Source organism: Buttiauxella agrestis, assembly GCF_900446255.1.
In the GTDB taxonomy this organism is placed as follows: Bacteria; Pseudomonadota; Gammaproteobacteria; order Enterobacterales; family Enterobacteriaceae; genus Buttiauxella; species Buttiauxella agrestis.
The window spans coordinates 2,732,849-2,751,710 of the sequence record NZ_UIGI01000001.1 but is presented as its reverse complement, the minus strand read 5'-3'; the positions used below and the strand labels follow the sequence as shown (position 1 = coordinate 2,751,710).

18 protein-coding genes are annotated in these 18,862 nt (G+C 54.8%); 8 read left to right on the top strand and 10 right to left on the bottom strand.

Features of this window, described 5'->3' with window-relative positions:
* The first annotated feature begins 27 nt into the window (after window positions 1–27).
* On the top strand, window positions 28–591 hold the full coding sequence (gene smrA, locus DY231_RS13120; protein ID WP_034495069.1) for a DNA endonuclease SmrA: 564 nt from the start codon (window positions 28–30) through the stop codon (window positions 589–591).
* A 33-nt stretch (window positions 592–624) separates the two neighbouring features.
* Here smrA and DY231_RS13115 read toward each other — a convergent pair whose 3' ends face one another.
* On the bottom strand, window positions 625–1,431 hold the full coding sequence (locus DY231_RS13115) for an IclR family transcriptional regulator domain-containing protein (RefSeq protein WP_115628906.1): 807 nt from the start codon (window positions 1,429–1,431) through the stop codon (window positions 625–627).
* A gap of 172 nt (window positions 1,432–1,603) precedes the next feature.
* Here DY231_RS13115 and DY231_RS13110 point away from each other — a divergent pair, with 172 nt between their 5' ends.
* Genes DY231_RS13110 through pcaC form a run of 6 tightly spaced genes read left to right on the top strand, consistent with a single transcriptional unit; the run spans window position 1,604 to window position 6,677 of the window.
* Window positions 1,604–2,287 (top strand): 3-oxoacid CoA-transferase subunit A, encoded by a 684-nt coding sequence (locus DY231_RS13110; RefSeq protein WP_034495072.1) that lies wholly within the window; start codon window positions 1,604–1,606, stop codon window positions 2,285–2,287.
* 10 nt (window positions 2,288–2,297) lie between these two features.
* Window positions 2,298–2,954, top strand: a complete 657-nt coding sequence (locus DY231_RS13105) for a 3-oxoacid CoA-transferase subunit B (RefSeq protein ID WP_115628904.1) — start codon at window positions 2,298–2,300, stop codon at window positions 2,952–2,954.
* A gap of 9 nt (window positions 2,955–2,963) precedes the next feature.
* On the top strand, window positions 2,964–4,166 hold the full coding sequence (gene pcaF, locus DY231_RS13100) for a 3-oxoadipyl-CoA thiolase (RefSeq protein ID WP_115628902.1): 1,203 nt from the start codon (window positions 2,964–2,966) through the stop codon (window positions 4,164–4,166).
* A gap of 9 nt (window positions 4,167–4,175) precedes the next feature.
* Entirely contained in the window at window positions 4,176–5,531 is a 1,356-nt protein-coding gene (locus DY231_RS13095) for a 3-carboxy-cis,cis-muconate cycloisomerase (protein WP_115628900.1), read from the top strand.
* On the top strand, window positions 5,528–6,286 hold the full coding sequence (gene pcaD, locus DY231_RS13090) for a 3-oxoadipate enol-lactonase (protein ID WP_115628898.1): 759 nt from the start codon (window positions 5,528–5,530) through the stop codon (window positions 6,284–6,286). The genes DY231_RS13095 and pcaD overlap by 4 nt, the downstream gene beginning before the upstream one ends.
* Before the next feature lie 4 nt (window positions 6,287–6,290).
* The gene (gene pcaC / locus DY231_RS13085) at window positions 6,291–6,677 is read left to right on the top strand and encodes a 4-carboxymuconolactone decarboxylase (protein ID WP_115628896.1); all 387 of its coding nucleotides are present in this window, start codon (window positions 6,291–6,293) and stop codon (window positions 6,675–6,677) included.
* A gap of 53 nt (window positions 6,678–6,730) precedes the next feature.
* Here the strand turns inward: pcaC and pcaQ are convergent, their stop codons facing one another.
* The 3 genes from pcaQ to pcaH all read right to left on the bottom strand — a co-directional run bounded on the left by pcaQ (window position 6,731) and on the right by pcaH (window position 9,236).
* Window positions 6,731–7,654, bottom strand: coding sequence for a pca operon transcription factor PcaQ (gene pcaQ / locus DY231_RS13080; protein ID WP_115628894.1), 924 nt, complete (start codon window positions 7,652–7,654; stop codon window positions 6,731–6,733).
* A gap of 224 nt (window positions 7,655–7,878) precedes the next feature.
* The gene (pcaG, locus tag DY231_RS13075) at window positions 7,879–8,499 is read right to left on the bottom strand and encodes a protocatechuate 3,4-dioxygenase subunit alpha (RefSeq protein WP_115628892.1); all 621 of its coding nucleotides are present in this window, start codon (window positions 8,497–8,499) and stop codon (window positions 7,879–7,881) included.
* Complete coding sequence (gene pcaH / locus DY231_RS13070) at window positions 8,499–9,236, bottom strand: protocatechuate 3,4-dioxygenase subunit beta (RefSeq protein WP_034495085.1); 738 nt, start codon at window positions 9,234–9,236, stop codon at window positions 8,499–8,501. Before pcaH ends, pcaG begins: the two co-directional genes overlap by 1 nt.
* Before the next feature lie 255 nt (window positions 9,237–9,491).
* Between pcaH and hglS the strand changes: the two genes are divergently transcribed.
* On the top strand, window positions 9,492–10,835 hold the full coding sequence (hglS, locus tag DY231_RS13065; RefSeq protein WP_115628890.1) for a 2-oxoadipate dioxygenase/decarboxylase HglS: 1,344 nt from the start codon (window positions 9,492–9,494) through the stop codon (window positions 10,833–10,835).
* 119 nt (window positions 10,836–10,954) lie between these two features.
* On the opposite strand, the gene fbpC is transcribed toward hglS, so the two are convergent.
* The 6 genes from fbpC to DY231_RS13035 all read right to left on the bottom strand — a co-directional run bounded on the left by fbpC (window position 10,955) and on the right by DY231_RS13035 (window position 18,807).
* Window positions 10,955–12,004 (bottom strand): ferric ABC transporter ATP-binding protein, encoded by a 1,050-nt coding sequence (fbpC, locus tag DY231_RS13060; RefSeq protein ID WP_115628888.1) that lies wholly within the window; start codon window positions 12,002–12,004, stop codon window positions 10,955–10,957.
* 14 nt (window positions 12,005–12,018) lie between these two features.
* Entirely contained in the window at window positions 12,019–14,097 is a 2,079-nt protein-coding gene (locus DY231_RS13055) for an ABC transporter permease (RefSeq protein ID WP_115628886.1), read from the bottom strand.
* Between the two features lie 66 nt (window positions 14,098–14,163).
* On the bottom strand, window positions 14,164–15,195 hold the full coding sequence (locus DY231_RS13050; protein WP_034495116.1) for an ABC transporter substrate-binding protein: 1,032 nt from the start codon (window positions 15,193–15,195) through the stop codon (window positions 14,164–14,166).
* Window positions 15,196–15,204: 9 nt separating this feature from the next.
* Window positions 15,205–16,548, bottom strand: coding sequence for an MFS transporter family glucose-6-phosphate receptor UhpC (uhpC, locus tag DY231_RS13045; RefSeq protein WP_115628884.1), 1,344 nt, complete (start codon window positions 16,546–16,548; stop codon window positions 15,205–15,207).
* 87 nt (window positions 16,549–16,635) lie between these two features.
* Window positions 16,636–18,177 carry an MASE1 domain-containing sensor histidine kinase gene (locus DY231_RS13040; RefSeq protein ID WP_115628882.1) on the bottom strand — a complete coding sequence of 514 codons (1,542 nt, stop codon included), beginning with the start codon at window positions 18,175–18,177 and terminating at the stop codon, window positions 16,636–16,638.
* Complete coding sequence (locus tag DY231_RS13035) at window positions 18,178–18,807, bottom strand: response regulator transcription factor (protein WP_034495122.1); 630 nt, start codon at window positions 18,805–18,807, stop codon at window positions 18,178–18,180.
* Between the last annotated feature and the right edge of the window lie 55 nt (window positions 18,808–18,862).

Genomic DNA, 18,862 nt, shown 5'->3' with positions numbered 1-18,862 from the left:
TCAGAATCAAGCCTGGAGGATTTGCACATGAACCTTGACGAAAAATCGCTGTTTCTCGATGCGATGGAAGACGTGAAACCGCTGAAAGATTGCAACAGCAGCCAGTGGTTGAAACCGGTCAAAGAGAAGGTTGTGCAAAAACCCGACACCCTTCAGTTGGATAACTTCCTGACCACCGGTTTTCTGGAAATTATTCCGCTCAACACCTTGCTTGAATTCAAGCGAGAAGGGCTGCAAAACGGGGTGCTGGATAAACTTCGACTGGGTAAATACAAACAGGAAGCGAGTTTAAACCTGATTCGCCAGCCGGTTGAACAGTGCCGTCAGTTGCTTTTTGCCTATATTCAGGAAGCCAAAAAAGACGGCCTGCGTAATTTGCTGATCGTTCATGGCAAAGGGCGTGAAGACAAATCCCACGCCAATATTGTGCGCAGTTACGTTGCGCGTTGGCTGGCGGAGTTTGACGAAGTTCAGGCGTTTTGCAGCGCGATGCCGCACCATGGCGGCAGCGGGGCATGCTATGTGGCGCTCAAAAAATCTGACCAGGCCAAAGTCGAAAACTGGGAACGCCACGCCAAACGCAGTCGCTAGGTGATGTATCGTCATCCGACATTAGCCCCTACATCACGACTTCAACAACAACGACAGCTCTTGCGCCGCTTCCTGCAACTTCGGCAATACGCGGCTGCGCAACTCCTGCGCGGAAACCTGGCCTGCATGCACGCCCACGTTTAACGCGGCAACCACCGCACCTTCCGGGTTAACCAGCGGTACGGCGATAGAACGTAATCCCATCTCCAGTTCCTGGTCATTGAGCGCGTAGCCTTGCTGGCGCACCCGCTTTAGCTCCTCACGCAATTTGCTCACCGAATCCACCGTCTGCGGCGTGTAGCGAATCATCGTTATGCGGGCCAGGAAATCATTCAGCTGTTCTTCCGGCAAATAACTCAGCAACACGCGCCCCATCGACGTTGACCAGGCGGGCAATCGGCTGCCGATATCCAAATCAATCGTCATGATGCGCGAGCTGGAGGCGCGGGCGATATACAGAATATCGTCGCCATCAAGCGTGGCAATCGAGCAGGATTCATTGAGCATTTCACTCAAATGCTTAAGCACCGGCTGCGTCGATTTTGCCAGCGGCGTGGACGCCAGATAAGCATGACCGAGGGATAAAATTCGCGGGCGAAGTTGGTAGTTTTTGCCATCATCCGCATAGACAAAACCGAGCTTGCTCAGGGTATACAAGCAACGACGCACTGCGGCACGAGGGATCCCCGTTTTCTGGCTGATTTGTGAAATAGAGAGCTGCCTGCGCTGCGGGGTAAACGCCTGGATAACCTCAAGCCCCCGCGCCAGTGACGCCATAAAATTGGGATCGCCCTTAAACGGATCGACTTCTGCCGTTAACTCATCACGTTGAATTTCCATCTCGTTCTCCTCAAATTTTCGCCGTTGATCACAGTCTGAAAACAAAGATACATGATGTTCGATAATCGCACCATATTTCGATTATCGCCCTTGACCAGCTTCGTTAAGCGGGTCACATTTTGTTCAAGAAACGCAATCTTGTGCGAATAACGCACCCCCAGGGAGAACCGTGATGATCAACAAAAGTGTGGCGACGCTGGAAGCGGCAGTCGCCGGAATTTTCGACGGTGCCACCATCATGATCGGTGGTTTTGGCACCGCCGGGCAGCCCACCCATCTTATTGACGCGCTAATTGCTCAAGGCGCAACTGACCTGACGATTATTAATAACAACGCGGGGAACGGCGAAGTGGGGCTGGCTGCACTTCTGAAAGCCGGGCGGGTGCGCAAAATGATTTGTTCATTCCCTCGCCAGGTGGATTCACAGATTTTTGACGACCTGTATCGTCGCGGAAAAGTTGAGCTGGAACTGGTGCCGCAAGGCAATCTGGCCGCGCGTATTCAGGCGGCGGGTTCTGGATTAGGTGCCGTATTTACGCCAACCGGTTTTGGAACGCCGCTCGCGCAAGGCAAAGAAACTCGTGAAATTGACGGGCGTCAGTACGTACTCGAATACCCGCTGAAAGCTGATTTTGCCTTGATCAAAGCGTATGAAGGCGACCGTTGGGGAAATCTGGTCTATCGCAAAGCGGCGCGTAACTTCGGGCCAATCATGGCGACAGCCGCCACCGAAACTATCGCGGAGGTGAGCCGAATTGTTCCGTTAGGCGCACTGGACCCGGAAAATATCGTCACCCCTGGGATTTTCGTCAAGCGCCTGGTGGCGGTCGAAAGTGCCCTGGCACAAAGCGCATAAGGAGCTTGATGTGAAAAAACTAACCCGTGATGAAATGGCGCAGCGTGTGGCTCGCGATATCCCTGAAGGCGCTTACGTTAACCTCGGTATCGGATTACCAACACGCATTGCCAACTACCTTCCGGCCGATAAAGAAATCTTCCTGCACAGTGAAAACGGTTTGCTAGGCATGGGGCCAAAACCCGCGGAAGGCGAAGAAGATCCTGAGCTTATCAACGCCGGGAAAGAGTTCGTTACGTTGCTGACCGGCGGCTGCTTTTTCCACCACGGCGACTCGTTTGCCATGATGCGCGGCGGCCATCTCGATATCTGTGTTCTTGGCGCCTACCAGGTCTCAGCCCAGGGCGACCTGGCAAACTGGAGCACCGGTGCGCCGGATGCCATTCCCGCTGTCGGCGGGGCAATGGATCTTGCGATTGGCGCACGCCAGGTGTTTGTGATGATGGATCATTTAACTCGCGACGGTGAGTCAAAGCTGGTGGAAACCTGCACTTATCCACTCACCGGAATCGGCTGCGTCAGCCGTATTTATACCGACCTCGCGGTGATTGATATCACCGAAAAAGGCCCGGTGGTGCGCGAGATCTTCAATGGCCTCTCTTTTGAAGAATTACAACGTATTACCCCGGTCACACTTGGCTTCGAACAACTGGCAGAAAGCGCGTAAGGAACTATGATGAATCAAGCATTTATCTGTGATGGAGTGCGGACTCCGTTTGGTCGTTTTGGTGGCACACTCTCCAGCGTTCGCAGCGATGATTTAGCCGCGTTGCCGTTGAAAGCGTTACTCGAGCGCCATCCGAACCTGGATTGGTCAGCGATTGACGATGTGATCTACGGCTGCGCAAACCAGGCCGGGGAAGATAACCGCAACGTCGCCCGCATGGCGCTGTTACTGGCTGGTTTACCTGAAACCGTGCCGGGCAGCACCATCAACCGTTTGTGCGGCTCAAGCCTTGATGCATTGGGTATAGCGGCGCGGGCAATCAAAAGCGGTGAAACGCATTTGATGATTGCGGGCGGTGTGGAAAGCATGTCGCGCGCGCCGTTTGTGATGGGCAAAGCCGAAAGCGCGTTTAGTCGCAGTATGAAAATGGAAGATACCACCATCGGCTGGCGGTTTATTAATCCGCTGATGAAAGCGCAATACGGCGTGGATGCGATGCCAGAAACGGCTGAAAACGTGGCGACGGATTTCAACATCAACCGGGCCGATCAGGACGCATTTGCCCTACGTAGCCAGCTTCGTACCGCTCGCGCTCAGGAAACGGGGATGTTCGACGACGAACTGATTCCGGTTTCCATCGCCCAGCGTAAAGGCGAAGCGGTGCTGTTTAACCGCGATGAACATCCGCGATCCACCTCTATTGAAGCGCTGGCAAAACTCAAAGGTGTGGTGCGGGCAGATGGCACGGTCACCGCCGGGAATGCATCCGGGGTTAACGATGGCGCATGTGCTTTGCTGTTAGCCAGTGAACAAGCGCTAAATACTCATGGATTGCAGCCGCTGGCGCGGGTCGTCGGCGTGGCAACCGCAGGGGTTGCGCCGCGGATTATGGGTTTTGGCCCGGCTCCCGCAGTGCGTAAAGTGCTGGCGCAAACGGGCTTAACGCTGGCGCAGATGGATGTGATTGAATTAAATGAAGCCTTTGCCGCGCAGGCACTGGCAGTAATGCGCGATTTAGGCCTGCCGGATGACGCTGAACATGTGAATCCGAACGGCGGCGCGATTGCGCTTGGGCACCCGCTTGGCGCATCCGGTGGGCGTCTGGCGATGACCGCCGCGTATCAGCTCAAGCGCAGCGGCGGGCGTTACGCGCTATGTACTATGTGTATTGGTGTCGGTCAGGGGATTGCACTGATAATCGAACGCGTTTAAGGAGCAGGCATGACACTGTTTACCCCCATGTTGCGTGCATCACCGTTGACCGAAATTTTCAGCGATGGCAACACGTTACAAGGGATGCTGGATTTTGAAGCGGCACTGGCGCTGGCTTGTGCGAAATGTGGCGTGATCCCGGAATCGGTTATCACCGTGATTTCCTCGCAGTGTCAGGCCGATAAACTCGACCCGCAGGCGCTGGCGCAAGCTGCGGCTGGAGCCGGAAACCTGGCGATCCCGCTGGTGAAACAGCTCACCGCTAACGTAAAACGTCAGGATGAACAGGCCGCGCGGTACGTTCACTGGGGAGCAACCAGCCAGGACGTGATAGATACGGGCCTGGTTCTGCAACTGCGGGAAGCGTTTTTAGTTTCTGAAGTGCTTATCGAACAACTCATCCGCGCGTTAACCGAACAAATTCAACACCATCAGCACAGCGTCATGGCGGGCCGCACCTGGATGCAGCACGCGCTGCCGATAACTTTTGGTCTGAAACTCGCGGGAACGCTTGATGCTCTATTGCGCTGGCAGCAACGTTTGCGTGAAATCAAACCGCGTGTGCTGGTGCTGCAATTCGGCGGAGCCGCCGGGACGCTGGCCTCGCTGAAAGAGCAGGGAATTACGGTGGCGCAGGCGTTGGCAAACGCCCTGGATCTTCATCAAGCCGATACACCCTGGCACAGCCAGCGCGACAGGTTGCTGGAGTCCGCCGCCTGGTTCGCGGGTGTGGCGAGTACGCTTGGGAAATTCGCCAGTGATTTTTCCTTACTGATGCAAACCGAAGTTGCCGAAGTCGGCGAGCCGATTGCAGAAGGGCGCGGCGGTTCATCAACCATGCCGCATAAACGTAACCCGGTAAGCTGTGCGGCAATTTTAACGGCAAGCACACGCATTCCGGGGCTGATGGCGACGATGTACGCCAGTCAGAATCAGCAGCATGAAAGGGCGCTTGGCGGTTGGCAGGCTGAATGGGAAGTGCTGCCGCAACTGATTACGCTTGCGGGCGGGGTGATGCAAACGTCGCTGGAATTACTCAACGGCATGCAGGTAAATAGCGCCAAAATGCGCGCCAATCTGGATATCACTCACGGCCTGATTATGGCGGAATCCGTGACCCTGGCGTTGGCGGAGTTTATGGGCAAACAGCCTGCGCATCACTTGGTGGAACAGCTCTGCCACCGTGCGCTGGATGAAAACCAGCCGCTTGCGGCATTGCTCGCAGAAAACCCGCAAGTCACGCCTTATCTTTCTTTGACCCAAATCGAACATTTGCTCGACCCGCAACACGCCCTCGGCAGCAACGACGCGTTTATCCGCCAGGTTCTGGCGCGGGCGGCACAACAAACCAGGAGGGTAACATGAGCCTTTATTATCAACTCGAAGGGCGCAGCGGCGCACCGGTGGTGGTGTTGTCGAACTCGCTGGGCACCACGCTTGAGATGTGGCAGCCACAAATGGCGGCACTGCTTGAGAATTTCCGCGTGCTGCGTTACGACACACACGGTCACGGACGGACCACCAAAAATGGCAAAACAACGCTGCCGCAACTAGCGGAAGACATCATCAGCGTGATGGATGATGCAGGCGTTAAACAGGCGCATTTCTGCGGGATTTCCATGGGCGGGCTGACGGGTTTATGGCTGGCACGTTTTACCCCGGAGCGTTTTCTTTCCGTCACCGTTGCCAACAGTGCGGCGAAAGTGGGCGAGCAAAGCGGCTGGCTGGAGCGCGCGCGGACTGTGCGTCATGACGGGATGGCGGCCATCGCTAACAGTGCGCCACAGCGCTGGTTTACCGAAGATTTTGTGAAACATCACCACTCGCAAGTTGATGCCCTGTGTGAAACCCTTGCAGGCATTGATGCCGAAGGTTATGCCTCTTGTTGCGAAGCGCTTGCCGCCGCCGATTTGCGGGGTGAAATTGGCAACATCACATTACCGATGCAGTTTATCGCCGGAGCCAGTGACCCGGTTTGCAGCGTCGCCGACAGCGAATTTATGCATCAGCAAATTCACGGCTCGCATCTCGTCACGCTTGAATCCTCGCATCTTTCCAATGTCGGCGATGCCCACGGTTTCAATGTGGCGCTGCTTAACTTTATTCAACAGGACGACTGACATCATGAAGGACGAAGAACACTATCAGCAGGGCATGGAAGTGCGTCGTGCAGTGCTGGGCGACAGCCACGTAGACCGCACACTGTCCCAGCTCACGCCGCTGAATGACGAGTTTCAGAACTTCATCACGCGCTATGCCTGGGGTGATATCTGGACACGTCCGGGGCTTGAGCGCCATACCCGCAGCATGATCACCATCGCGATGTTGATTGCGCTTAACCGTGAAGCCGAGCTGAAAATGCACCTGCGCGCCGCATTTAATAACGGCGTGACGCGGGATGAGCTTAAAGAGTTGATTATGCATTCGGCGCTGTATTGCGGTTTACCCGCAGCCAACGCCACCATGCATCTGGCACAACAGGTGTTTGATGAGTTGGATGCTGCGGGTTAATGAGTGTCGGATGACGCTAACGCTTATCCGACCTACGCGTCATCCTCCCTTTTTCACCCCGGAATCGACTTGCGAATCGACGACAGTAAAATCTGCGCCGCTGGAGACAGTGGCGTATCCACCCGCGTTAAAACCCCAATTGGCTCACCTGCACCTTGTGTAGTGACCGGTAGCGAAGTCAGCGTTCCCTGACGCAAATCCTCTTTCACGGCACCTGAAGGCACAAACCAGACGTAGTTGTAATCGACGGTCAACTGGCGCGAAAGCGAAGCAGACAGCGTTTCAACACAGGTGGCAGACATTTTACACCCCTGGCTGACGAGCAGCGTTTCCGCGTTCTGACGTGGAATAGTCCCCTTCGGTGACACCACCACAGGCCACTCCATCACGCGACTCAGCGTGATGTTTTCATGCAACAGCGGATGCCCAGGGCGCACCACCAGTTTTAATGACTCGAGGAATAACAGCTCATAATTCAGCCCGGTCATCAATTCCGGGTCTGACATGCGGCCAATACCCAGGTCCAGCTCGCCCGATTTCAAACCGGACAGCAGCATGGTGTTATTCATGGTCGCCACTTGTAACGTGACATCGCTTTGCTGCTTATGAAACTGGCCGATAACTTTAGGCAATATCCCCAGCGCCGCCGTGGGCAGCGCGCCGACGCGAACCACCGTGGTACTTTGCCCATCTTTCTGATTCAGCGATTGCCCGGCGTGATTGAGCGCATCGAGCACCTTCACCGCATGCGTCAGGAACTGCTCGCCCATCAGCGTCATCTGCGCGCCAAGCCGCCCACGCTCAAACAAACGCGTGCCGGTGAGTTGCTCAAGCTCATTAAGCGTCTTTGAAAGTGCAGGCTGGCTAAGATTAAGAGTTTCAGCTGCGCGCCCCAGTGTTCCCTGTTGAGCGACAGCCACGAAAGTATGAAGATGGCGCAAGCGAATGCGCTGACTGAACAAACCGTTTTTTTCCATAACCTGATGTTAAAAACAGACCCGTCGCACTGACAAGATAAGTTGTTTAATTTTGATAACTTGCTAGCAAAATTTCATTAACAATTGAGTTTTATTGATAACAAATGGTGAGGGTGGGGTTATTGGCAGGGCCTTTGCCGGAATGGTGTTTGTTCCGTTCACCTGGCGTTCAGTGTTCCCAGGAATTACCGAAACGGTGAACGTGCCAGTGAACGGTGCCCCACCTACACGTCAAAAAACACCGTCTCCTTCTCCCCCTGAAGATAAATATCAAAAGTATAAACAATCTCAGATCCGCGCTGCTCGCGCTTGCCAATCAAGGTATTGCGGCGCACTTCCCATTCGATAAGATTCAGCACCGGGTCGGTTTCATTTGCCTCTTGCTCGTCAGAAAAATACATCCGCGTATTCAGGCCGATGTTAATCCCGCGAGCCACAATCCACAGATTCAGATGTGGAGCCATTAATCGCCCATCGCGCCCGATAACCGCACCAGGTTTGATGGTGTCAAAACGCCACACACCGCTGTCAAAATCTGAACACGTGCGGCCCCAGCCACGGAAATCCTCATCCAGGGCTTTCTTCGTTTGCTGGTCAGCAGGGTGGTTGTAACGCCCGGCAGCGTTGGCTTGCCACACTTCTAACAGCACATCACGCACCGGCGTGCCGGAGCCGTCGAACACCCGGCCTTCAACGACAATGCGCTCGCCCTGGGTGTGGGAGTTTGTCAGCACATGGCTGAAGTTTTTCTCGAAAATGTTAAATCCGGCAGCCTGTGGAGCGAGACCAATGTGCACATACGGGCCTGCGGTTTGCGAGGCGGTTTCGGCTAAATAATCTTTCATCACACGGCTCCTTGAGTGCGATTTTCAAACAACGTGGCACGTTGCCCGCGCAGCACTAAATCAAAGCGATACGCCAGGCAATCGAGCGGCACCGCAGCATGGGTATCCAGTTCGGCAATCAGCGTGCGGATGGCGTCATCGTTATTGATCGTTTTCACAATCGGACACTGCTTGATCAGCGGATCGCCTTCAAAATACATCTGCGTAATCAGACGCTGGGCGAAGGCGTCACCAGAGAGTGAAAAGTGAATGTGTGAAGGCCGCCAGTCGCTGGCCTGATTACGCCACGGATACGGGCCTGGCTTGATGGTGCGGAAAAAGTAATAGCCATTTTCGTCGGTCAGCACACGTCCGCAGCCGCCAAAATTAGGGTCGATGGGCGCTAAATATTTGTCTTTCTTGTGGCGATAACGCCCGCCCGCATTGGCTTGCCACACTTCAACCAGCGTGTTTTTCATCGGGCGACCAAAACCGTCGCGCACATAGCCGTGCACAATAATACGCTCGCCAATCGGCAGGCCGTCTTTGGCGTAATTCATGATCAGATCGTTATCGAGCGGGTCGAGATCTTTTGCGCCAAAAATAGGCCCGGTTATCTCAGAAAGGGAGTTCTGCAATGAGATAAGCGCGTTGCGCGGCGAGCGTAACACACTGGTTTTGTAGCCCGGCGCGAATGCCGGTGGGTGCGAATCGTAATCACGATGAACTAATTCACGAGGTTGCCAAATCTGAGACATAGCCAGCTCCAGTTGTAGGGTATGCAGGGGCGATGTGTTGTGGTTTTAAAAATCGCCACACCCAGTCTCAGTTAATAAGTTGTTAAATTAAAGTGAATTTAAGCGTGGTTTTACATAGCTTTTAGTTATGTAACTGGCGGTTAGCATTACTTCTGATGTACGGCTGTATAGTCGGTCACAAAACGAAAATTCTTCCCCCAAAACCCCCGCACGACATTCTACGCTTTCAGCAATATTCACTGGAGATACGACATCATGGCGAACAACATCACGGCTGATGATATTCGGGAAAAATTTTCGCAAGCAATGTCGGCGATGTACCAGCAAGAGGTGCCTCAGTACGGCACCTTGTTAGAGTTAGTGGCCGACGTGAATCTGGCGGTGTTAGAAAACAGTCCCGATTTGCAACAACAGCTAGAAAATGCTGACGAACTGGCGCGTTTGAATGTTGAACGCCACGGGGCAATCAGGGTGGGGAAAGCGGAAGAACTGGCGACGTTGCGCCGCGTTTTTGCCGTTATGGGCATGGTTCCGGTCGGCTATTACGACCTCTCCCAGGCTGGCGTTCCGGTGCATTCCACGGCGTTTCGCCCGATTGACGATGCGGCGCTGGCGCGTAACCCGTTCCGCATTTTCACCTCGTTGCTGCGTTTAGAGCTGATTGACGACGAAGCGTTGCGTAAAACCGCTGCGGCCATTCTCGCAGAACGTGACATTTTCACCCCGCGTTGCCGGGCATTGCTCGATATTTACGACCAGCAGGGTGCATTTACTGAAGCGCAGGCCGACGAGTTTGTGACTCAGGCGCTGGAAACGTTCCGCTGGCACAGCCACGCCACGGTGGATGCGCAGACCTATCAGGCGTTTCATGAGCAGCATCGTTTAATTGCCGACGTGGTCTGTTTCCGGGGCTGCCATATTAACCACCTCACGCCACGCACGCTGGATATCGACCGCGTACAAGCGCTGATGCCGGAATATGGTATTGCTCCGAAAGCGATTATCGAAGGTCCACCACGCCGCAACTTCCCGATTTTGCTGCGTCAGACCAGCTTCAAGGCGCTCGAAGAACCCATTATTTTTGCGGGCGTCCATCACGGCACGCATACCGCACGCTTCGGTGAAATCGAGCAGCGCGGCGTTGCGCTCACCCCGAAAGGGCGCGCCTTATATGATGAATTGCTTAACGAGGCGGGCAGCGGCCAGGATAACTTCAGCCATCAGCAGCATTTGCAGGAAATATTCAGTCGCCTGCCGGACAGCGAAACGCTGATGCGCTGCCAGGATCTGGCGTATTTCCGCTACCGTTTAACGCCAGTGGGTGAAATGCACCGCCAGGCGATTAAACCCGGCGATGACCCGCAACCGTTGATTGAGCGCGGCTGGCTGGTGGCACAACCGATCATCTACGAAGATTTCCTGCCGGTGAGTGCGGCAGGGATTTTCCAGTCAAATTTGGGCAGCGACGGCGGGGCGCGCAGCCACGGTCATTCCAGCCGCACCGCGTTTGAAGAAGCGCTTGGTGCGCCCGTTGCCGATGAGTTTGAGTTGTATCAACAGGCATCGGATCGCAGTAAAAAGCGCTGCGGGTTGCTGTAATAAAGGGCCGCATTATTGCGGCCCACAGATAACGGTTTTTGTCGGATGACGCTGGCGCTTATCCGACCTACAAATGCATGATTTTGTAGGGTGGATAAGCCGCAGGCGTCATCCACCATTTACGCCGCATCCGCCAATATAAACATGCCGTATGGGTGGATCTCGAGATAGTAATTATCCCCGACATCAGGCTGTAAGCGAGTGGCATTCACCTGCAACAGCAGCGACTGCCCATGCCATTCCACGGTCACTTCATATTGTGGCCCCATATATGCCACGTGGCGGACCACGCAACGCTGGCTTTCGTCACCGTGCTCACTCAGCGTTATCGCTTCCGGGCGCACGCCAACCGTGCCTTGCGCCTGAGTGATGGTCAACTGCGGCGGGCGCGGTAAACGGTAGCCGTGAATCTCGACGAAATCGCTGCCGAAACGCGCCGGGAAGACGTTGGCATCGCCCATAAAACTTGCCATAAAGCGCGAAGCAGGATGGCGATACAGGGTTTGCGGGCTGCCAATCTGCATGATTTCGCCTTTGTTCATCACCAGCACCGTGTCCGACACGGCAAAGGCTTCGCTCTGGTCGTGGGTGACATACAGCGAAGTGATGTTGAACTGCTTTTGCAGCTCGCGAATTTTGTCGCGCATGCTGCGCCGTAGGTTGGCGTCAAGGTTACTCAGTGGCTCATCAAACAGCAGCACTTTGGGTTTGAGGATCAGTGCGCGCGCCAGTGCCACACGTTGCTGCTGGCCGCCGGAAATCTGATCAACGAAACGGTCTTCGAAACCGTCTAAATCGACCATGGCCAGCGCTTCTTTGACACGGGTTTTGATTTCCGCCCGTGGCGTGCCCAGCATTTTCAGCCCGTAACCGACGTTATCGCCCAGCGACATATGCGGGAACAGGGCGTAGGACTGGAACACCATGCAGATGTCACGCTGCTGAATGGAACGGTGCGTCACATCTTCGCCATCAATAAAAATCTGCCCTTCAGTGGGTTTTTCAAGCCCGGCAACCAGGCGTAAAACCGTGGTTTTCCCGCAGCCGGAAGGGCCGAGTAGCGTCACCATTTCACCCTTTGGGATCGCCAGATTAATGCCTTCAATGACGGTGTTATTGCCAAACCGTTTCGTGACATTGCGCAGTTCTACAAAATGAGGTTGTGTCATGTTTTACTCCGTAATCACGCGTTGGTTTTGGCTTTTGAGCGTGAGATTCGCGCTTCACCAATCAGCCAGTCAAAAATGAAAATAATGGTCAGCATTACGACGATAAGAATCGAGCCGTAGGCAATCGCCACGCCGTATTCGCCATCTTCCACGCGGTTAAGAATGTAGGCGGTAGCCACTCGGGTATCCGGCGTGACAAGGAAGACGATTGCACTAACTGTCGTAATGGCGCGCACAAAGCTGTAAATCAGCGCGGATAAAATCGCCGGGCGCAGCAGCGGCAGCAGAATGTTGATAATGGTGCGCAGCGACCCGGCTCGCAGGCTCAGTGAGGCTTCATCGAGTGATTTGTCGATTTGCCCAAGTCCGGCAATACCGGCACGAATCCCCACCGGTACGTTACGCATCACCATCGACATAATCACAATCGCCGCCGTTCCGGTCAGGTAAACCGGGGCGCTGTTAAACGCCAGGATATACGAAACGCCCGCCACGGTGCCTGGAACGGCAAAGCACAGCATGGTGGTGAACTCGATAGTCTTTTTGCCACGGAACTGCTGGCGCACCACAATCCAGGCAATCAACAAGCCGAAGAAAGCGGTGATCGGTGCCGCAATGCCCGCGTACAGCAGCGTGTCGAGCAGTGAAGGCCACGCGCCATCGCTCATTCCCTGGCCGAACAGTTTGATAAAGTTATCGAACGTCAGCGTGTAATCCACGCCCCAGTTGACGGTGAAACTGCCGTAGAAAATGCTGCCGTAGAGCAGGGCGTTAAAGGCAATCCATACCGCTAATAATGCGATCACCGCCCACACCAGTGTCACTGGCAGCGGCTGTACATCGCCACGGTTGGATTTACCGGAAACCGTGACGTAGGAGCGTTTCCCAATCCACATGTACTGGATGCAGAACACCAGCAATGAGAACACCAGCAAGAAGGCGCCGAGCGTGCTGGCGGCCTGGTAATCAAGCTGCGAGCCAGTGATGTAGAAATAGATTTGCGTGGCGAGCACGTCGAAGTTGCCGCCCAATACCAGCGGGTTACTGAAGTCTGCAAGCGATTGCACAATCACAATCAAGAAGGCGTTTGCCAGTGCCGGTTTCAGCAGCGGTAAAAACACCCCTTTGAACGTTTTCCAGCGCGTCGCACGCAGGGTATAAGAGGCTTCTTCCAGCGACGGGTGAATGGTTTTAATCGCGCCGTCGAGGATCATAAACGCCATCGGCGTGAAGGCCAGAACCTGCGCCAGCCAGATGCCGGTAAAACCGTACAGCCAGTTGGTGTTGGTCAGCCCGAACCAGTCCACCATCAGCTCAGTCACATAACCCGAGCGCCCCATCATCAGGGTGACGCCAAGGCCGACCACAAATGGCGGCGTGACAATCGGCAGAATCGAGAAGATACGGCCAATAATCGCGCTGCGTTTGGCGATGCGGGTGGTGTAGATCGCCAGCACCAGACCGAAGAACGTACAGCCGATCCCCACCGCAATCGACAGCGCGATGGAGTTGATAATCACCTGAATGATATGCGCCTGGCTGAGTACCGCCATAAACGCCAGCGGCGCAAATTCCCCGGCATCATTGGTAAACATCGGAATGAAAATGGCGACACTCGGCCAGACGATAAACACGCCAATTAGCGCCACAATCGTGACCAGTGAACCAATCACAAAGCTGTCGCCACCGAGCCATTCCAGGCGAGTCAGGGCGAGTGTTACCACCATGCCGAGGGCGATAAACAGCACGATGGTGGCGTAGCCCATACCGCGCTCGGTTATGGTTGCGCTGATGACCACAAACGCCATGCAAAACAATGCCCAACCGGCGTCAAAATAGTGGCGCTGGCGCTTTTCTGGCCCCAGTTCATTGAACGGGCGCAGCAGCAAGAGCGAAGGCAAAACGTACCACAGCAGGCTAATATTGATGCCCGACCAGCTATAAGCCGCGATCAGTTCTTCGCGGGTCGATTCAAACAGGCCGTAATCCAGGCTCCAGCTTGGCAGCAGGGCGAAAGCCAGCCAGCACAGCGCCACCCACCAGAGAATAGCGTCCCGCTTTCGCTGCGTACGCAAAAGTAAAGTTTCAGACATAAGTGCCTCATCGGCCAAAAGAAAAAGAGAGAAACAGGTGGCGTGACAACGTCACCTGTTGATGGGTTAGTTACCCATTTTCACTTCGCTAACCCATTTATTGATCAGCGCCTTACGCATGTCGGTCGCACCGTATTTATCCATGTCGTAGTTGATCAATTTCAGGTCATCGAGCTTGAGCGAGAGCGGGGAGCTTTCAGCCGTGGTGTTGGTCAGAATTTGGTAAGACTTGCCTTTTTTCCAGGAGAGTTCTTGTGCTTCTTTGGACAGCACCCAGTCAACGAACAGTTTGGCGTTGTCCATGTTGCGTGCGCCTTTCAGAATGCTGACGCCGCCGATTTCATAGCCGGTGCCTTCGCAAGGGGAAATCAACTCCAGCGGCGCACCGTTCTCTTTTTCCAGCGAGTAATCGTGCAGGAAGCCTATGCCGATGGCGGTTTCACCTCGGGCGGCGTTACGCGCCGGGGCGATACCCGATTTGGTGTACTGGGAAATATTGCCGTTGAGTTTTTTCAGGTAATCGAACGCCTGATCTTCGCCCCACAGTTGGGCGAAGGTCGCCAGCGCGGTATAGGCGGTGCCTGAGCTTTGCGGGTCAGCGACCTGGATTTCACCTTTATAAATTGGGTTGGTCAAATCTTTCCAGCACTTCGGCACCGGCAGGTTCTTCTCTTTCAGGCGCTGAGTGTTGACGCCAAAACCGAGAATGCCGATGTACACCGCCGAGGAATAGTTGCCTTTGCGTTTAGCCGGGTCCTGGAACTTCGGCATAATTTGCGCAAGATTGGCTGACTTGTACGGCTCCAGAAGATCCATTTCCCCCGCCTGAGATTGCGGGTCCAGCGTGCCGCCGTACCACACATCGGCCTGCGGGTTTTTCTTCTCGGCATCGACTTTCGCCAGCGTGCTGCCTGAACCGTTGCGGATAAACGAGGTTTTCACATCGTATTTTTCGCCGAAGGCTTTGGTTTCGGTTTCACACATTTCGTTGGTGGCGCTGCAATACACCACCAGACGGCCTTTGGCCTGCGCGGCACCGGACAGGGTAGCCAACGCCACACCCGCGGCAACCAGAGAAGAGAGCACGGTCAGTTTCATATTATTATCCTATTTGTCCTGAGATAAAGGGTCCTGAGGTAAAGTCACTGCCGGGTCCATGGCGCCAACACTCCTGTCCTGCGCGCTGATGCCCGCCATTAACAGGGGCATCAGCAAAAATCCAATCAGTGCGGCGGCCACGGTTAATAACGCGAACATCCCAGACCAGCCGTAACGCTCAATCACTTGCGACAGTGGCCATCCCGCCAGTGCCGCACCCAGATAGGCAAATAAACCTAAGAATCCTGTGACGCTACCCGCCGCCTGTTTATGGCTGCATTCCACGGCGGCAAGGCCAATCAACATCTGCGGGCCAAAGACAAAAAAGCCGATGGAAAAAAAGCACACGGCCAGCAGCGCGTAGTGGTGAACCGGCGATAACCACAGTGCGGCAACCGAGACAAACAGCCCCAGCGCGAACAGTAAAATCATCGGCCCGCGCTGGCCGCGAAACAGCAAATCTGAACCCCATCCAGCAAACAGCGCCCCAAGTAATCCACCCATTTCGAACAGCATCACCGTGGCGTTGGCGCTGAGTAAATTCACGCCGTGGCTTTCATAAAGCCAGATATTGCCCCAGTCGTTGAGCGCGATACGAATCAGATAAACCAACACGTAACTTACGCCGAGCAGCCAGATCATCGGGTTTTGCAACACCGTGCTGCGAAACATTTGCCACTGCGGCATCGGCGGACTGAGCTGTTGCTGGCGCATTTCCAGCGGGTCATGTCGCCAGACGCCGACCGGGGGTAAACCCAGCTCTTGCGGCGTGCCGGTTAAGCTGCGACACAGCCAAATCCCAATCACGATGCCGATGGCACCCGAAGCGAACAACGAGGCCTGCCAGCCGAACCACAGCGCCATCAGCGCGGAAATCAGCGGAACGGCAGCGCCACCGAGGTTAATGGAGGTATTCCAGCATCCCCACCAGAAACCGCGTTCATTACGCGAATACCAGTGCGTCAACAACCTCGCGCACGGCGGCCATCCCCAACCCTGGAAGAAGCCGTTTAGCGTCCAGATAATCAGCAACATCGTCAGGTTAGTGCCGAAGGCAAAAAGAATGTTAAGTATCCCGGTTGCCAGTAATCCCGCGCCCATAAACCAGCGAGCGCCCCGGCGGTCGTGCCACAATCCTGCGGCAAATTTTGACAGGCCGTAGGAGAGATAAAACAGCGTGCCTAATAAGCCGATATCGCCTTTGCTTAACGCCAGATCGACCTGCATTGCCGGGAGTACGAAGCTGACGCTTTTGCGCGTCAGGTAAAATGCGGCGTATCCCACGACCATCGACAGCAGCAAACGTGGGCGCCAGTAACGGTAATCACGACCGATAGTTTGCTCGGAAATCATGCTCGCCCTCCGGGTTGAAATGACTATAGAAAACGCTGATAGAAAGGGGATGAGACAAGGTTTTAGCCAACCAGGAATTATTCCTGGTTATTCCTGTTTTTGTTCAAAAAGTGTGGGCAGGTTAACAATTACGCGCGTGCCAGACTGGCTTTCGAGCTGTAAATCTCCCCCTAAGGCGCGGATCCGCTCGGCAATTCCCTGCAAACCGTGGCCGTTATGGGTGGTGCCGCTAAAACCAATTCCATCGTCTTTGACTTCCAGACGCACGCCCTGGGGTTGTTGAGTTAACGAGATTTCAATCAGGCTGGCATCAGCGTGCTTGAAGATGTTGTTCAACAGTTCCTGCACCAGACGGTAGAGGGTAAACACCACCGGGTCGCTGGTCGGCTGGCCGGGTAAATCGTAGTGAAAACGACAGGTAATTCCGCGCTCGGCAAAGGCGAACTCCTGCATCAAGTGATGCAGCGCTTTATCGAGAGAAATTTCGTCTAAAACTGGCGGGCGAAGCTGGCGCAACAGGTGGCGAGTTGAGTGATGAATACGTTGGGCAAGCTGGTTGATTTGCTCGGCGGCGAGCACCGTGGCGTCACCGCTGGCGGTACGTTTCACCAGCATCGACTGAATTTGTATGGCGGTAATATTCTGACCAATTTCGTCATGTAGTTCACGCGCCAGGTCTTTGCGCGTGTCCTCTTCGGTGTGCACCAGTTGTTCCATCAGCTCGCGCCGCGCCTGCAACTCAACTTCAAGGCGTTGGCGATAACGGTGCAGATTATTGGCCAGATGCTGCTGGCGGCTTATCGCAATCCCCAGCCCAATCCCCAAAAGCGCCTGCGTTGAAAGAAACAGTTCCATTTCCATCAGGCCGTTAAAGCCGCTGCCAATTTGCCGGGCGATGGTAATCATCATGCTGCCGAGCAGGGCTGCCAGCACGCCGCCTTGCCAGCCAAATTTGTAGGCCATCACCACGTTTGGCAAAAACACCACAATCAACAACAGCCGCTCGATTTCCGGTGACACCACCATTTGCGCGCCGACGCCAATAATAAAAAACAGGCTGCACCAGATGAGCAGCGAGGTGCGCAGCGGCGGATTTGGTGTTTCCTGAGCCAGCAGACTTTCCAGGTGTTGCTGGCGCAGATATTCATAAATCAAATAGACGAAGGGCGTCAGTACCACGCCGCCGGTAAACGCCGCCAGGAGCGTTTGAGATGGAGTGCTCGAGAGAAAAGGTGTCAGCACTAATGTGTGCAGTAGCGCGTCGCTGGTAATCGCCGCCATCAACAGCGAAAGGCGCTGCCAGTAAAGCGTGTAACGGTGCCAGTAATGTTGAACAACCAGAGCGGGAACGGCGCTGAGGAAGGGCGAGAGTAACATCACCGGCTCGGTCATCAACTGCTGTTGCCAAAGCCCGCCGAGCAGGCCCAGCACCGGAATAAACAGCGCTGGCCAATAGCGGCGATGCAGCAGAATCAGCAGCGCCAGATGCACGCCTTGCGGTAGCAACAGCGTGGCTTGCTGACCGTTATCGGTGAGATAAAAACTGATCGTCCACAGCGCAAGCCAGGTCAAACCCCAGGCGAAAATAATAAACAGTGATAACAGCAGATGACGCCACGAACGAGACATTTAGTGCCCGGCTAACAGTTGGTGTTCGAGGGCAAAATGCACCAGGTCGATAGTGCTTTCGCATTGCAGTTTGCCGAGGATATTAGCGCGATGAACATGCACTGTTTTGTGGCTCAGGTTGAGTTGCTCCGCGATGTGTTTCACGCTTTCGCCTTTGACCAGCAGATCGAAGACTTCATGCTCGCGTGGCGTGAGAACTTCCAGCACTTTGGCGGGCTGGCCCGCATGGCGCAAGGCTCGCAGGGCATCAGCGCACAAATAATGCCCGCCCATCCCGACGGTACGCACCGCCTGCACTAACTCTTCCGGGCCGCAGCGTTTGGTAAGATAACCGCTGGCCCCGGCGTCGAGCGCGCTTTGCACAAAGGCGGTGGTGTCATAAATGCTCAGAATGATGGCGCGAAATCCTGGGCGCTGTTGGCGTAGGCGTTTGAGCAAACTCAGCCCATTTTCGTCCGGCATCGCAACATCAAGCACCGCGACATCGGGCTGGTTTTTTATCAACGCAGGAAATGCTTCGGCGGCGCAGCTGTATTGGCCCACGATTTTGATATCGTTTTCAAGGCTGAGTAACTGCGCAAATCCAGAGCGCACCACCACATGGTCATCAACTAAAGCAACGGCAATCATCGTTCTGCTCAATAAGGGGAGTCTGGCGACATCATGCGTGTGAATCTATTCCTTG